Origin of the sequence: Thermogutta terrifontis, assembly GCF_002277955.1 — a bacterium.
GTDB classification, from domain to species: Bacteria; Planctomycetota; Planctomycetia; order Pirellulales; family Thermoguttaceae; genus Thermogutta; species Thermogutta terrifontis.
In genome coordinates this window covers 1840504-1856787 of record NZ_CP018477.1, presented here as the reverse complement: position 1 = coordinate 1856787, position 16284 = coordinate 1840504, and the positions used below count along the sequence as shown (strand labels likewise).

Annotated in this window: 10 protein-coding genes; 8 read left to right on the top strand and 2 right to left on the bottom strand. The window is 57.6% G+C overall.

The genetic code is table 11. The features are described from left to right. Positions 1-13 precede the first annotated feature (13 nt). Entirely contained in the window at positions 14-1312 is a 1299-nt protein-coding gene (locus tag THTE_RS06995; protein WP_157731868.1) for a DUF11 domain-containing protein, read from the top strand. Positions 1313-1672: 360 nt separating this feature from the next. Further along, positions 1673-2788, top strand: coding sequence for a pyridoxal phosphate-dependent aminotransferase (locus tag THTE_RS06990; RefSeq protein WP_095414755.1), 1116 nt, complete (start codon positions 1673-1675; stop codon positions 2786-2788). Positions 2789-2867: 79 nt separating this feature from the next. On the opposite strand, the gene clpX is transcribed toward THTE_RS06990, so the two are convergent. Beyond that, entirely contained in the window at positions 2868-4169 is a 1302-nt protein-coding gene (gene clpX / locus THTE_RS06985; RefSeq protein WP_095414754.1) for an ATP-dependent Clp protease ATP-binding subunit ClpX, read from the bottom strand. 284 nt (positions 4170-4453) lie between these two features. After that, positions 4454-4711, bottom strand: a complete 258-nt coding sequence (locus THTE_RS06980; RefSeq protein ID WP_095414753.1) for a hypothetical protein — start codon at positions 4709-4711, stop codon at positions 4454-4456. A gap of 375 nt (positions 4712-5086) precedes the next feature. Between THTE_RS06980 and THTE_RS06975 the strand changes: the two genes are divergently transcribed. From THTE_RS06975 to THTE_RS06950, 6 genes are all read left to right on the top strand, one after another. After that, complete coding sequence (locus THTE_RS06975) at positions 5087-5743, top strand: bifunctional 4-hydroxy-2-oxoglutarate aldolase/2-dehydro-3-deoxy-phosphogluconate aldolase (protein WP_095414752.1); 657 nt, start codon at positions 5087-5089, stop codon at positions 5741-5743. A gap of 107 nt (positions 5744-5850) precedes the next feature. Then, the gene (holA, locus tag THTE_RS06970) at positions 5851-6912 is read left to right on the top strand and encodes a DNA polymerase III subunit delta (protein WP_095414751.1); all 1062 of its coding nucleotides are present in this window, start codon (positions 5851-5853) and stop codon (positions 6910-6912) included. Between the two features lie 186 nt (positions 6913-7098). Beyond that, positions 7099-8607, top strand: coding sequence for a Gfo/Idh/MocA family protein (locus THTE_RS06965; RefSeq protein ID WP_095414750.1), 1509 nt, complete (start codon positions 7099-7101; stop codon positions 8605-8607). A gap of 168 nt (positions 8608-8775) precedes the next feature. Continuing rightward, positions 8776-9738 carry a protein-L-isoaspartate(D-aspartate) O-methyltransferase gene (locus THTE_RS18380; protein WP_237260223.1) on the top strand — a complete coding sequence of 321 codons (963 nt, stop codon included), beginning with the start codon at positions 8776-8778 and terminating at the stop codon, positions 9736-9738. Between the two features lie 123 nt (positions 9739-9861). Beyond that, complete coding sequence (locus THTE_RS06955; RefSeq protein ID WP_095414749.1) at positions 9862-12570, top strand: glycosyl hydrolase; 2709 nt, start codon at positions 9862-9864, stop codon at positions 12568-12570. A gap of 41 nt (positions 12571-12611) precedes the next feature. Further along, a complete protein-coding gene (locus THTE_RS06950; protein WP_095414748.1) occupies positions 12612-15872 on the top strand; it encodes a UvrD-helicase domain-containing protein in 3261 nt (1086 codons plus the stop codon). Positions 15873-16284 lie beyond the last annotated feature (412 nt).

The following is a 16284-nucleotide window of genomic DNA, read 5'->3' as shown; positions in this document are numbered from 1 at the left end:
CGGGGAGACAGGCATGTCGCCTTGGCTACGATTACTGTTAATCGCGATTTGCACGCTCATTTTCTGCTCTTGCAGAACCGTGTCGCAAGACACCGCTCAGGTTGCTGGACGTCCTCCCCTGCCCTCCCCCGACGCCAAGACGGCCCAACTCGCCGCAAATTCGGTTTTCAATCCAGTCCAGCAGGTGGCCTATTCTGGCGGAGATGTCGGCTCCGCAAATTCGTCGACGGTAGGAGCTGCGGAAGCTTCTGACCGAGGTTCCCCGCTGACGGTGGCTGCGCCGTCGGTTCCTCCCCCAATCCAGGGACCGATTTACGTGGATGCGCAAGGAAATGTGCTTCCTCGTGGGACACCACCGGGTGTGGTAACCGGTGCGTGGACTCCCCCCGGTATTGCTGGTCCCTGGCCGCAGGACGAGTTTCTGGCAGATGGGGGCGACTTACCCCCGTTTGCCGGACTCGCCGAGAACGGTGTGACCGGAATTAACCCCGAGGATACCGTGGCAAGGTTTCAAACGGCTGACGGCAAAAGCCGCGTCCAGCCCTTTAATCGGGTGTTCATTTACAGCCCACGTTTCGCTTCGGTCCGCCAGGTGGTGGGCCTGCGGGCGGATGAACAGGCAGAAAAAGTGATGGGGGTTTCCACCCCGACCCACATGGCTCGTATCGAAGAAGTCCAATCCGTGGGAATGGGAACGCAAAACTACCAGGCCCGGGCAGAGGTGCAACGTCGCGGTCTGGCGATCTTCCAGAGTGGCCAGCGCGATGGAGCCGTCTCTCAGGCACTGGGACCGCGTGGCTTCTCCGACGCTTTCAAGCCTTACGAGAATTTCAGCTTGATCGTCAAAGGCCAGATGGTGGCCGACGAAATGCCCACACTGGCCCAGAGTGTCCAGGCCGCCGTCGCTTGGACCGCCGATTCCCAGGTCCAGGTGGTGGTGGACGGCCGTGCCGCGTCTGAGGAAGTCGGCGTGAGCCGGGTGCACAGCCTCTATCGGGTGCAGAGCCGTTATGGCGAAAGCAAACTGCGACTGGTCAAAGTCGCATCGACGGCAACCGCGCTCCCTGGCGAGACGGTTGATTTCACGCTCCGATTCGACAACGTGGGCACAGTCCCGATTACAGACCTCCTCATCATCGACAATCTCTCCACGCGATTGGAGTACGTCGATGGATCGTCGCAGGCGAGCAAGGCGGTGGAATTCTCCGTCCAGCCCAACGAGGCAGGTTCGTTGACCCTCCAGTGGCGTTTGACCGAACCACTGCCACCCGGAGAAGGCGGCATCATTCGGTTCCAGTGCCGGGTGAGATAGTCCACCCGCTTCTCCCGAACACCTTCCCGCACAGAAACTTGAGACTGTCAGCCACGCGAGACAGCTGACCGCCACTCCTAGCGATGCCAATGAGTTGGCCCGTCGCATCGTTTTTTTTCCAACACTGATCGACACTCACCCGCTCCGAATAGGGTAACGCAAGCCGACCTATCCCGAGCTTTTATAAACGCCTGGGAGACGTCACGCCGCTAATGTGTCGCAAGGGCAACTCATAAATCGCCCCTACGTCCAAATAGAAATTGCCACACGGGGAGCGTAGTGAGCCAAGCTGCGTGGTGGTAACATACAGAGTTTGCATGTCAACCGGGTTTTCCCTTTTGGTGGATAGAGGCACGGCTTATGCTCGACTCCTGGATCGCCCACCGTATGCGTCAGTTTGATGCGTCCGGGATTCGTAAGGTTTTTGAACTGGGCGCTCGTTTGAAGAATCCTATCAATCTCTCAATTGGACAGCCCGACTTCGATGTCCCCGAGACGGTCAAGCAGGCTGCGATTGAAGCCATTCGAACGGGAAAAAACGGGTATTCGGTAACCCAGGGGATCGAACCCCTGCGGGAGAAGTTGCAGGAGCTCATCGCTCGGCGCTATGGACATCCGGACCGCGAGGTGTTCGTGACAAGTGGGACCAGCGGTGGTCTGGTGCTGGCCATCCTATCGCTGGTGAACCCAGGCGAAGAGGTCATCATCTTTGACCCGTATTTTGTTATGTACGAGGCGCTCATCCACATCGCGGGAGGAGTGCCTGTGGTGGTGGACACATATCCGGATTTTCGGATCGACGTCAGCCGAGTAGAAGCCGCTCTATCCCCGCGGACAAAAATGGTTATCGTGAATAGTCCGGCCAATCCAACCGGCGTTGTGGCAAGCGAGCAAGAGCTTCGAGATCTCGCCGATTTGACGCAGAGGCGTGGGATCGTGCTCTTGAGTGACGAGATTTATCGCGATTTCTGCTATGACCAGCCGTTCGTTTCCCCCGCCCAGTTCAATCCCTCCACGATCGTCGTGGAAGGGTTCAGTAAAAGCCACGGAATGCCGGGGTGGCGGGTAGGAGTCGCGCATGGGCCAAGCGCGATCATCCAGCAAATGCTCAAGCTCCAGCAGTACAGCTTCGTCTGTGCGCCGCAACCATTTCAGTGGGCGGCTTTAACGGCTTTGGATGTGGATATGTCGGCCTATTTTGCCGCCTATCGGCGAAAGCGCGATCTGGTCGTTGAGGGGCTCCGCGACCTCTATGAACTGGTTACACCTCGCGGGGCCTTCTATGCCTTTCCAAAAGCGCCCCGGGGAACTGCTACAGAATTCGTCATGGAAGCAATAGAAAAACACCACCTGCTGATCATCCCCGGTAAAGTGTTCAGCCGGCGTGATACCCACTTCCGCATTTCCTATGCCGCACCAGATGAGGTCATTGAGCGCGGCATTGAGGTCCTGCGTCGAATGGTCAGGCAGGTTTAAACCGTCAAGAGAGGATAGCCTTCGTTACGCCAGACAGCGGCCCACCAGTTAAAAAGCGGCGACCAACCTGACGGCGTTCTCAGGCCGTCTTCTGCCTTGCCACGGGATGTCCCAGAAGTGGCTTCCGCCCCTCCACGACGTCGACGTCCACAATGTAGCGGTAGCCGGGCGGCTGATCGGGAAGAGAGTACAAGGCATCCAGCATGATGCCTTCGACGATCGAGCGTAAACCGCGGGCGCCGGTACCCTTCTCGTAGGCTTTCTTGGCAATGAGCTGGAGGGCTTCGTCGGTGAACTCCAGCTCGGCGTTCTCCATGGCGAAAAGCTCCTGATACTGCTTGACGAGGGCGTTTTTCGGTTCGGTCAGCACCCGGACCATGGCCGGAACATCCAGCGGACGAAGAGCCGTCACCACCGGTAGCCGACCGATGAATTCCGGAATCATTCCGAACTCCACCAGGTCTTCGCTTGTTACGTGTGACAGGAGATATTCGCGCCGGAGCTCGTCTTCCGACAATCCCCCCTGCTGGCCCGGGACTCCGGAGGCAAATCCGATGGATCGTTTCCCCAGCCGGCGGGCGATGATTTCTTCCAGCCCTACAAATGTGCCACCGCAGATGAAAAGAATATTTGTCGTATCGACCTGGATGTACTGCTGTTCGGGATGCTTGCGGCCGCCTTGCGGGGGCACATTGGAGATCGTCCCTTCCAGCATCTTGAGCAGGGCCTGCTGCACTCCCTCCCCTGACACGTCACGCGTGATTGAAAGGTTGTGGCTGGTTTTGCGGATTTTGTCGATTTCGTCGATGTATACGATTCCCCGCTGAGCCGCCTCAATGTCAAAATCTGCCGCGTGAAGCAACTTGAGGAGCAAATTTTCCACGTCCTCTCCCACATAACCTGCTTCGGTAAGCGTCGTCGCGTCCCCGATGGCGAAGGGAACATCGAGGAGCTTGGCCAGCGTTTGCGCGAGGAGTGTTTTCCCTGATCCCGTCGGACCGATGAGGAGAATGTTGGACTTATCAATCATTACGTCCGACGTCCCGCGATGCATCAGTCGGCGGTAGTGCGTGTACACCGCCACCGCAAGGACTTTTTTCGCTTCCTCCTGCCCAACGACAAACTCATCGAGCTTGGCCACGATTTCGCGCGGTGTGGGGACCCGGGCAAAAAGAGGCCGCGCTGTCCCGGTGCGGCGCCGCTCCTGCTCCAGGATCGACTGGCAAAGATCGATACAGTCGCCACAGATGTAGACATCACCGGGCCCCTCCACGAGGGGGCCGACGTCCCGATAGCTTTTGCGGCAAAAGGAACAGAACGCGCTCTTTTTGCTCGCACTGGCATTTCGTCGACCCGAGGTGAAGTCCCGTCCTGTTGGCATGCTCATGATCCCCGGTGATTACGGCAATTCTTATGGACTCCAGACCCGACCTCGCACCACTCGCGACAGGACACCGCTCCTCCGATTGTTCTGTGCCGGGCCCAACGCTCCAGGTGTCCCCCTGACATTCATTGGTCATCGGCTATCCGGTCGCCAAATCGGGTACGCAAGGCGGACAATGGATGTTATTTGACTAATCAGAACGTCGGGCACTCCCCGAAAATATTCACACACTTAATGTTGATCTCATCCCCCCTATGAGCAGGGTGACCAATTTATGAGTTTCATTTCTGAACCACTTTTCCCCGGCCTTGGACCGAATTCTTCAACCTTTCCGCAATTGCCCGGTATTCGGCATCGCTCAATCGGCCCTCTCTTTTCAAGCGTTCCAAGTCGAGAAGTGTATCCCCACGGTCCAACACGTCGTCGCCGGTCACTTCCCGCCGAAGTTTTTGCAGAACGTAGATCCCCACCGCGATCAAGGCAACGAGCGCCGCCAGCCACGGCAAAAGAGTCACAATGAGTTGAAAGGTCTGAAGCATAAGCAACACCAAATTGGGCAAAATATTCGGAATGCCTGCTGCAGCTCATGGAGCGCCGGTTCGCAGCGGTGGGCGCCTCGCCTGCTTCCCTCCCACCAGGATCACGGTAAATCGGGGCCATTACGAGCCTCATCTGAATTGTACCGTATTTCAGGCTGCCAGCGTGTCAGGTGCTGCGCGAGCGGTTTCACACCAAGACGAGATTCTCGGCGTCGTGTGCGTTAGTTGCCCACCACTTCGGCTTGTCCCCGTGCCAAAACGCGGCTTGTTGACATGGATGCTCAACAAGGGCTATGCTCAACGATCATTGGAGACACGGCCTAAGTCGAATAGGGCTGAGTACAGACGAGTACAACGGATGATAAGGAGCCATATATGTCGGCGGTGCTGACGCGAATTCTCGATTGCGGCGTGGTGGCAGTGATGCGATCTGATCGCGGGGACGTCCTGGCGGACGTGGCGGAACGGTTAGCCGCCGGCGGTGTCATCGCTATAGAGGTGACCTTCACCGTGCCCCAGGCACACCGAGTGCTGGAATCGGTCGCGAGCCGGTTGGGGGATCGGATCGTGCTTGGCGCTGGAACGGTCCTTGATCCTGAAACCGCCCGCATCGCAATTCTTTCGGGGGCGGAATTCATCGTCAGTCCAACACTCAACGTGGCAGTGATTGAAATGTGTAAGCGCTATGGGAAACTTGTTTTCCCTGGGGCATTCACTCCCACAGAGATTTTGACCGCCTGGCAGGCGGGGGCAGACATCGTGAAAGTCTTTCCCGCGGACGTGGGCGGGCCAGCGTATTTCAAGGCGATTCATGGTCCTCTCCCTTCCATTCGACTCATGCCGACCGGGGGTGTGGACCTGGATACGGCCGCTGATTTCATTCGGGCGGGAGCCTGCGCTTTGGGGGTGGGGACCGCTCTCGTTCGCCCCCAACTCGTTCGCGCGGGCAATCTGGGAGAAATTGAGTCGCTGGCGCGACAGTTCGTGGAGATTGTGAGACAGGCCCGCAGCGAGAGCGCGCAACGAGGATAAATGGATCTGCTCTGCGTCTGCAGAACAATTCTTTACGAAACCGTGGGCCTAAGCTGAACTTGGCCAGACCAGCAGATACCCGTTCTTGACTACTTGAACGATTGCATATGCGACCCTCAGTTCTCTCTGCCCTCGAATTTCTCCTGCAGGAGAACGTCCCGGAGAGCTTTATCTGGGTGACTTACGGAGATGATGAATATCTCCATACACTCACCCTGCAAAAGCTTCGGAAGGTCTGGCTGCCCCAACCAGAGGATGAGCTCAATCTTTCAGAGTTTTGTGGAGATGACGTAACCTGGGCAGACGTCTATCGTGAACTGGTCACGGTCAGCATGTTCACCACGCATCCCCGCGTGGTGATCGTTACTCAGGCTGATAATTTTGTGACTCGGCACCGGGCGGAACTCGAAAAATGGGTGAGCGAGAGTTCCCGCCGAAACATCCTTGCGATCTCTGTGCACCAGTGGTCGCCACAAACGCGACTCGCCAAGCTCGTTGCGGAAAAGGGCGTGGCCGTCGAGTGCTCTTTCAGCAAGAAAAAGCGTCCGGAACTCGTAGCGTGGATCAGGAAATGGGGGAGGCAGCAATATGGGCTGACATTAGAGTCCGAGGCTGCGGAACTCCTCCTGGAATCGGTGGGGCCCGTCTCCGGTCTGGTTGACCAGGAATTGCGGAAATTGGCCGGGTTGGGAAAGAAAACCATCACCACAGAGATGGTGCGGGAACTGACGGGCACGTGGCGGACGAAGACGGTGTGGGAAATCATTCACGCAGCGCTGGAGGGAAAGACAGCTGCCGCACTGACCGAGGTCCACCGGCTGCTCGAAGCCGGAGAAACACCTCTGGGGATTCTGGGAATGATGGCCGGCACGCTCCGACGCTACACCCTGGCCACCCATCGCTATCTGCATCCCGTCCCCGGTCAACCTCGCGTGACACTTCAGGGGGCGCTCTCGGAATCAGGCGTGCCTGCATTTGCCTTGAAAGATGAAGAAATGCGGCTCCGTCGGTTGGGCCGCCACCGTGCCGCGCGGCTTGTCCATTGGCTCCGCATGGCAGATGCCGCCATGAAAGGGGGTCTTGCAACTGACCCCAGGATCGTGCTGGAACGGCTCATTGTTGTATTGGGACATCCCGAAACCGCGGACGGCCGGGCAGCTCCCGTGTGACGCGGAGTCAGCCCCACGCGGTCTCCTCGTGGAGTTATTTCAGGGTGTCGCTTTCTAGACACAGGCCCTCAAAACGAGTAGACTTGAGCTTTTAGAAAAGGCATCCGGAATGCCAAGGCGTCGCGATACGTTCGTCGCTCCCCCAGAAATGTTTTGATCGGTTGTGATCGAGGAAGGATCAGCGCTATGAACCGTGTGACTCGTCGTGCGTTTATTGGGACCTCGTTGGGGGCACTTGCTTCGGCCTGGGCTGTTCCCACATTTGTGAGAGCTGAAGGAGCCAACGAAAAAATCGGGCTCGCCATCATTGGGGTTCGCGGTCGGGGAGGTGAGCACATCGACGCTTTCCTCAGCGATCCACGTGTGCGAATCCTGTACATCGTGGACGCCGATGAGAAAGTCGGTCAGGGCCGCGTCGAGCAGATCTTCAAGGCCAAGGGTTTCCGTCCCAAATTCGTGCGCGACCTTCGTGAAGCCCTGGACGATAAGGCGGTCGATGCCATCAGCACGGCCACGCCGAACCACTGGCATGCCCTCTGCGGAGTATGGGCGATGCAGGCCGGGAAGGATGCTTACATCGAAAAACCCATTTGCCATGACATCGCAGAGGGTGCAGCGCTGGTAGCAGCGGCGAAAAAGTACAAGCGGATTTGCCAGGTAGGGACGCAGTGCCGCTCGAATCCGGCAATTCGGGAAGCGATGGCATTTCTTCACTCCGGGGGCATAGGAGAGGTGAAATTTGCTCGCGGGCTGTGCTACAAGCGGCGGAAATCCATCGGTCCGAAAGGGGATTATCCTATCCCACCTGAAGTGGACTTCAATCTCTGGAGCGGTCCAGCGCCTTACACCACCCCGCGGTGCACGCGACCGAATTTCCATTATGATTGGCACTGGCAGCGATTGTACGGTAACGGCGATCTGGGCAACCAGGGGCCTCACCAGACGGACATCGCGCGCTGGGGACTCGGAATTAACAGTCATCCAATCAGCGTGATTTCCTACGGGGGCCGTCTGGGGTACCAGGCGGAGCGGAACGACGATAACTACGTCGATGCTGGCGATACCGCCAACACCGAGGTCTCCATTTACGACTACGGCGACAAGTGCATCGTCTTTGAAACTCGTGGTCTGTCAGTGGCCAACTCTGCCGACGAAGAAATCAACTTCTTCTTCCAGGGAATTGCCGAGAACAAGATCGGCGTAATCTTTTATGGGTCCGATGGATATCTCGTCCAGCGGACGTACACCCACTGCGTGGCCTATGACAAAAACAAGAAGCCGATCAAGGAATTCAAAGGAGCCGGCAATCACTTCGCCAACTTTATCGACGCCTGCCTCAGCCGCAACCCCAAAGATCTCAATTCCGACGCGTGGGAGGGGCACCTTTCGGCGGCCATCAGTCATCTGGGCAACATCTCGTACTACCTGGGTGAAAACAACAAGGTTTCACCCGAGGAAGCCAAACGCGTGCTGGCCAACGTCAAAAGCCTGGATGACAATATTGCGACGCTGGAACGGACGCTCCGACATCTCGTGGACAACGGCGTCGATTTGAAGAAGTATCCCATCTCCATGGGACCGCTGTTAAAGTTCGACCCCGAGAAGGAAATCTTCCCGGATTCACCGGAAGCGACGGCGCTGACGACGCGGGAATATCGACCACCCTTCGTTTGTCCTACAGCGGACAAAGTGTGAAGCACTTGGCAGAACCGCGTTCTGCCCGAAATGCGATCCGGGGCCCCGTCGCGGTGAAGGGTATTTGGCGACCACGTTAGCCGGGTGAATGCGAAAGCCACGGCGGGGCCAGGTGATGCTTCGAAAAGTGGTGGGTGGTGGCTTCCAAGTCCAGCTGGGAGGATCGCCATGCTGGACAGATCGGTCGGGCGATTTACCGTATATGGCGTCGTGATCGCAGGAATCATCCTGACGGCGGGGGGTGTCCTGAGAGCCGTTTTCTTTCCACCGCAGCAAATTGAACAAATTGAATTAGTGTCAGATTCTGAGCCGGCAATGACCTGGATGGATGCAAGTCATGACTCCTCGGGAGGAGCATCGGAACAACCTGCGGAATCCCATCCGCACCAATCGGCGACACACGGGAAAAGCTCCACCGCGGGCGGCCAGAAGGAAACATCCGAGCTGAAGCCGGGACCGTGCCATCCCGTTTTTCCGCCTGAACCGGAGGCTTTTCGCCTGGCTCGGCAGAAAATGGTCCAATTTCAACTGCGTTCCCGTGACATCAGCGACCCGCGGGTTCTCCATGTGATGGGCCGCATTCCGCGGCACGAGTTTGTACCGGAGGACGTCATCGTAGAGGCCTACGACGACCATCCCCTGCCCATCGGCTACCATCAAACCATTTCTCAGCCGTATATCGTCGCACTCATGACGCAGTTGGCGCGACCCCAGTCGCACCACCGAGCTTTGGACATTGGAACGGGCTCAGGTTATCAGGCGGCGATTCTCGCTGAATTGTGTCGGGAAGTGTACAGCATCGAAATTGTGGAACCACTGGCCAGGGAGGCGGCCGAGCGTCTCAAACGTCTCGGCTACACGAATGTGGTCGTCAAGACCGGTGACGGTTACCGCGGCTGGCCGGAAAAGGCTCCGTTCGATGTCATCATCGTGGCAGCGGCGCCTGATCATGTACCGCAACCCCTCTTGGACCAGCTTGCGGTGGGCGGACGGCTCGTGATTCCCGTGGGTCGTGTTGAACAACAGCTCCTCGTGATCGAGAAACAGCCGGATGGTTCCATTCGTCGCGAGAGCGTGGCACCGGTCCTGTTTGTCCCCATGACGGGCGAAGCCCAGCGGCGGCCGCGATGATCGTTTTCCGTGCCTTCCCGGTGCGTGGACCCATAGGTTCTTGGGAACAAACTCTCACACCTTGCCGGACTCTCGGGTTCGCGACAATTGCCCGTCAGCACACGAAGAAAACGGAGGGTACTCATGGTGGCGCGGCATCGTGACCGAGCTTCGACCTTCCGGACATGGTACGTCCTGGTGATCCTTGTCGGACTTGCAGGCTGGCAAGCGTCTTCGCTTCTGGCAATGGAGAGCGTATTCAACGGCTCTTTCGAACAGGATAGCGATGGTGACGGCGTTCCAGACGGATGGAGAACGGCCGGCCGAGGGACGATTGTTCAGCGCTTGGAACGGGTACCCTTGTCTGAGGGCGGTTACGTGGCGCGACTCACGTGCACAAAATTCGAAGGCGGCTTCCCCGACAGCCACGCCATGCTTTGCCAGCTCAATGTCGTATCGGTGAAACGTGGACAATGGTACCGGCTGCGGCTGCGGGCCAGGGCTGAGGAGCTTGTCGCGGGAAGTGTCTCCGTCGCACTGGTCAACTATCGCAACTGGACTCCCACCGGCCTGCAGGAAATCTTTTCGCCCACGAGCGAGTGGGAATCGTTCGAGTTCTATTTTCGCGCCACAACCGACCTCCCGGCCGAGGAGAGTCGGTTTCAAATTTACTTTCAAAGCACCGGCACACTCTGGTTGGACGATGTGGAGTTGACTCCGGTTCCAGATTTCCGACCGCGGAGACTTCCGCAGCTTGCTGCGAGCGTCGATCAGAATTTCCTTCCCAACAGCAGTTTTGAACTGGGAGGTTTCGGTTGGGGAAGTCTCGGCCAGGGCAGAACATCCTGGGCAGCAAATCTTTTTCGTCTGGAAGGTGAGCTTGACGAATCACAGGCATATCACGGGCGCCGAAGCTGGAAGCTGACGGTTTCCCGCGAGAACCGTTTGCTCACCTACTTCGACTATTTTGATCCCTCGGTCACGGAACTTCGACGCATTCTCGTCGCCCATGAAGGCTGGGTGCCACTCGAACCCGGGAAAACCTACGAGTTCTCGGCAGCGGTCAAGGCAAACCGCTCCGCCGTTCCCGTTATACTGCAGATCAAACAGGATGAGCGCACAAGAACGTGGAATCTTCAAGCGGGAAGTGAATGGCAACGGTTGAGTGTCCGCTTTACAGCCGAAGGCGCGTTCGCCTATGGCGCCATTGGGCTGGATGCGAGCAATTCTGACGAGGATACAACTCTCTGGATTGATGCCGTTCAATTCCGATGCCTGTCTTCTCAAGAAAGTTCGCTCCCCTATGCCCCCGCTCGACTGGTCGAGTCGTGCATGGTGACCGATCAGCCGGGTAACATTTTCACAGCCCCCGACCGAGGTTTGACCCTTCGGCTGCGGGCCTACAATGCCGATTCAAAAACTCAGCAACTGCGCGGAAAGCTCTTGATCGATGATTACCGCGACCGAACAGTTCACACGGAAACCGTGGCTGTGGAAATCCCACCCGACACACGCGTGGAAAAGGTCTTCGATGGCCTCCTCGTCGGTAAGAAGGGCTTCTACCGCATCACCTGGCAGCCGGAAGGGGCACCCAGTCAGGTGTTGCGGGCGGCACTTATCGAACCATATCGCGAACAGGATAGCGTCTTCGGAATGAATCACGCCTTCCCCGTGGATTTCCTAATTCCGCTGGCCCATCAGGCCGGCTTGAGGTGGTGGCGGGATTGGTCCTGTCAGTGGCGGCTTGTCCAACCTGACTCTGCCGCTCCGTTTGATTTTTCCATTCCGGACCAGCAAATCCACCGTGTGCTGGCACTTAACGGAGAGGTCCTCATGCTCCTCCCCTTCCCTGCCACTCCGTGGGCTGCGGCCGCCGATTTGGAGCGCATCGCACAAGAAGCCCAGTCGAATTCCTACCTCAAGGAACGTCTCGTGGTCGCTCAGAAGCCCAAAGACATCTCAGCCTTTGGGGCTTATGTCCGCGCCGCCGTGACGCACTACCGAGACCGTGTGCGCTGTATTGAAATCCTCAACGAACCGCTGTTCACAAGTTACGCCCTGCCCAATTCCTACGGGTGGCATGTTTCCGACTACATCGATTTACTGCGATCAGCGTACCAGGCAATAAAAGAGGTCCATCCGAATTGTTTGGTCGTGGGTGGGATCGCTGCCCCGCCCGAATCCCGCTGGGTTCGCGATTTCATTGAAGCCGGTGGCCTTGCCTGGTGCGACGTGATGAATCTCCATCTTTATCCGCACCGCGGATCGCCGGACGCTTACGAAGAAGCCTTTCTTCGCTGCCGGGACATGATGCGTCAGGCAGGTTTTGCAAGCAAACCAATCTGGGTCACCGAGATCGGCTGCTACGCGGATGATGATCCACCGTCCCTTCCATTTCGGGTGGGGGACGAGGCCATGAACCGGAGCCTGCGCCCCAGCGAGTGGCGGGCCTCCATCGATCTGGTCAAATTCGCTGCCGTGATGGGATCTGCAGGAGTGACGAAGATCTTCTATCACGCGGGAACCTGCGGTCCGCTCAACGAGAATACCGCCGGAAATATCTTTTTCGAGTACGGCGGATGTGCGCGGAAAATGTATGCCGCTCAGGCCTCCCTGGCGCAGTTCCTCGGCCCCGATTTGGTATTCCAGGGAAAAGAATCGTGGCACCCCTCCCTCCAGGTGTATCGTTTCCGCAGCCGAGGGCGAGAGGTTGTCATTCTGTGGGCTAAAAAGCCTCTAAAGTGGCACGTGCCAGCACGCTACGAGGTCTTCGACTTGATGGGCAATCACCTTGCCCTGTCGGAATTGACGCTGGACGACGAACCGGTCTATCTTGTTCGAGAAGGCCTTTGAGACCTTTTTTCTGCTTCGACACTCACACGGGCAGTGAACCTATGGCAAAAAAAGGCGGCGGTGGACTGGCGACGGCTCCGAAGAATGTGATCATTCGGGCGAGCGCCGGGTCCGGAAAAACCTATCAACTTACCAATCGCTTGCTTGCGATTCTGTTCGCCGGAACTCCGATAGAAAGCATCCTTGCCACCACGTTCAGCAGAAAAGCGGCTGGGGAGATCCTCGATCGGCTGATGTCGCGGCTGGCAAAAGCCGCTCAGGATAGCCAACAGTGCGAGGAATTGAGCAAGGCAACCGGCGTGAGTGTTACTCCGCAGGAATGCCTTGCCATGCTCCGAAAAATCATCAAGTACTTTCACCACGTCCAAATTCGCACGCTGGACAGTTTTTTCGTTCGCGCGGCACAAGCGCTGAATTTTGAGCTAGGTCTCTGGCCAGATTGGCAGATCGACGAAGGAGCCGAAACGGAACGCACCAATCGGATCATCCTCGCAGAAATCCTTCACCAGCGGGACCGAGTGCGTCAGTGGATGCAGTTCCTCTTCAAAGGGCAAGCGGTCCGCACAATCACTACCCAGCTTCGTGATATCATCGCGGCCTACTACGAAAACGTGTTTCTGGAAGCGGAACCGACGGCCTGGCAGGCCGTTCCCAAACGGCCGACACTCTCTTCCAGTGAGCTCACGAACGTGTTGGCCCAGCTTAGAAAAGTCTCTGGCCGCGATTATAGCACGTCACTGCTCGACGCCCTGAAGGCAGATCTTGAGCGGGCTTCCAGCGAAAACTGGGAAGAGTTCCTGAAACGCGGGATCGCTGCAAAGGTTGCTGTCGGAGAAAACCGGTACAAACGGGTAGAAATTCCCCCCGAGCTAAAAATAGCCTATCAGCCTCTGGTCGATCATGCGAAGGCGGTCATCCTCAACAGGCTTGTGGAGCAGACACTCGCCACTTACGAACTCCTCCACGAATTCCACCAACACTATACGGCGGCCATCCGCGAGCGGGGGACACTTCGTTTCAGCGACGTAGCACGGCTGCTGCGGGACTACGTGCAGACCACCGGCTCCGCTGGGCTTTCCCTCTGGCAGCGGAGGCTCGGCTGGCGAATCCGCCATCTGCTTCTGGACGAATTCCAGGACACGTCCACTGTCCAGTGGGCCGTTTTAGCGCCGTTTGCGGAGGAGATTTGCCGGTCGCAAGACGGCTCGTTTTTCTGCGTTGGGGACGTGAAGCAATCCATTTATGGCTGGCGGGGAAGTGAACCGGAAATCTTCGCACGGATTGAATCCGAGTTACCCGAGGTAGATGTCCAAAATCTGGACATCACCTGGCGGTCGAGCCCGGTTATTGTGGACGTTGTTAACGATGTCTTTTCCACACTTACGGAGAACCCCGTGATTACTCGCGGGGATAACCTTCCTTTCTGGCGGCGAGCTGCGGAAACCTGGGTCTCCCGGTTCAGTACGCACCACACCACGCGTGTGGAGTACCCCGGTTACTGCTGCGTCGTGGTGCGTCAAAAAGCCGGTCAGTCGGAGGAAGATCAAACCAATGACGAGGACGTAACTCTTGAAGATCCCATTCTGGTGAAATGGATTGAAGAGGTCTATCAGGCCTCCAGCAAGCCCACCATTGGAGTCCTCGTTCGCAAGAACGCCGCAATCGATCCGATCGTTGCGGCCCTGCGGGGGGCTGGGTTTGAGGTCAGTCAGGAGGGACGCAATCCCGTCACGACTGCCGTTTCGGTCCAGTTGGTTCTGAATGTTTTGCGGATTGCCGATCATCCCGGCGATACCGCGGCCGCCTTCCGGCTGGGCCATTCACCTTTGGCCTCCCTACTGGGCTGGGACGAGTTTCCCCGGTGGGATATACCGACCCGGCTTGAAAGGTCGGTCGAAACGTCTCGTCGACTGCGGGAACGGCTGCTGGACGAAGGGTACGGGAAGGTGATCCGCGAGTTCGCCGATGCCATCAGCGAACACACCCCCCGCGAAGAACATTTGTGGCTGGAAAAACTCGTAGAGCTGGCGCATGCGTATGACGAGCAAAGGACGCTCAGGGCGGATGATTTTATCAGATGGCTGGAACATCAACAGGTGGCCGACCCGCAACTCACCCGCATCCGCGTGATGACAGTTCACGGCGCCAAGGGCCTGCAATTTGACGCCGTCTTCCTTCCCGACCTGGATGAGCCAGTCGGCCGCCGCACGGGTCAGCTTGTCTACACTCGACCAGCTCCTGGTAAGCCTATCGATTGGGTCTTCCGGGGTCTCAACCAGGAGCTCATTAAGGCCAAGGTTTTTGAATCCGACCTGGTTGAGCGCTACTATGCATTCCAACAGCGATGTGTGGAGGAGGATTTTTCACTGCTGTACGTGGCCATGACACGGGCAATTCACGGTCTGTACATCTTCGTGTCGCCTCCGGGCTCGGGCCGCTCGGGGCCTCCGAAAACACTGGCCAGCATCGTGTGGAATGGGCTGCGCACGGATCCTCCCCAAACACCGGGCGATATTCTGTTCGAGCACGGCCAGCGTGACTGGTTCAAACGGTGCCCGAGCAGCGTATCCCCTCCACCGGCGGAGCAGGAGACAAGTCCTGTTCTTTCGCACATGAGAACCCGGCTCGGGCGTCTTCGCCGCTCGACCCCGTGGAGGACGCCCCACGAACTGGAAGGAACAGGGCTTTCCGCGGACGTCGTGCTGCGATTTCAACCGGTCCAATCCCTGGCAAGGGGAAGTGTTTGGCACATGTGGTTTTCCCGGATTCGCTGGCTGGATCAACAAGGAGTGCCCCCGCCAGAGGAATTGCGAAAAACACTGGCCCCGTATCCGGAGCTGTCCCAAACCTTTGAGACGCTCTACAGCGAGTTCCTGGAAATGCTCTCCAGGCCGCAGGTCAAGCTGGCACTCAGTCTTGCCGAATACCAGGCAGTGCCATTGCCAGCGAACAACCCGTCGGCAAACAACCTGCCTACGCAGGGTGCCGGCGAGTTGACCCATCCACGATGGGAGGTTTTTTTGGAACAGCCTTTCGTCGTCGATGTGTCCGGAACTTTCTGCCGCGGTCAATTCGACCGGATTGTCGTTCTTTTCGATGGTGATCAACCCATCGCGGCTGATGTGATCGACTTCAAGACCGACGATATCACAACGGACCAGCGAGAGGCACGAGTCGAGTTTTATCGGCCGCAGCTCATTCTGTATCGGGAAGCGGCCGCTCGCTGGTTGCACGTGCCGGAAGAACGCGTCTCAGCACGTTTGGTATTCACGCAACTGGGAGAGGTCATTCGCGTTGTTTAGAGGAGGCACAGAAAACCGTTGGTAAACCTCAAGAAAAAAGATCATGGCAGACCGGTCCATCGATCTGCCATGATCTTCATCCTGAAATCGGGGACATCGGCAGGCATCCCGCCTCCCGGCAGGTTATTATCTGTATCGGCTACTGCCGTATCTCTCTCCAGCGAAAAAAGTTTTTAGGTTCTGCTGCATCATTCGCTCACCTGAACAGGCGCGATCCTTCCACCAGTCACACCCCCCTGGTGGAATTCGACATAAGTCCCCTGTGCCTCGCTTGCCTTTCCCCCATACTGGTTAACGGAAACCGGACCACAGCCACACGGACCAACGCATTCCCAACCGCCAATGGGCCTTGCCACTCCCCACCGGTGACATGCCCGGAGTGTTTTCAACTCGCAGTAGCCTGCCCAAACCT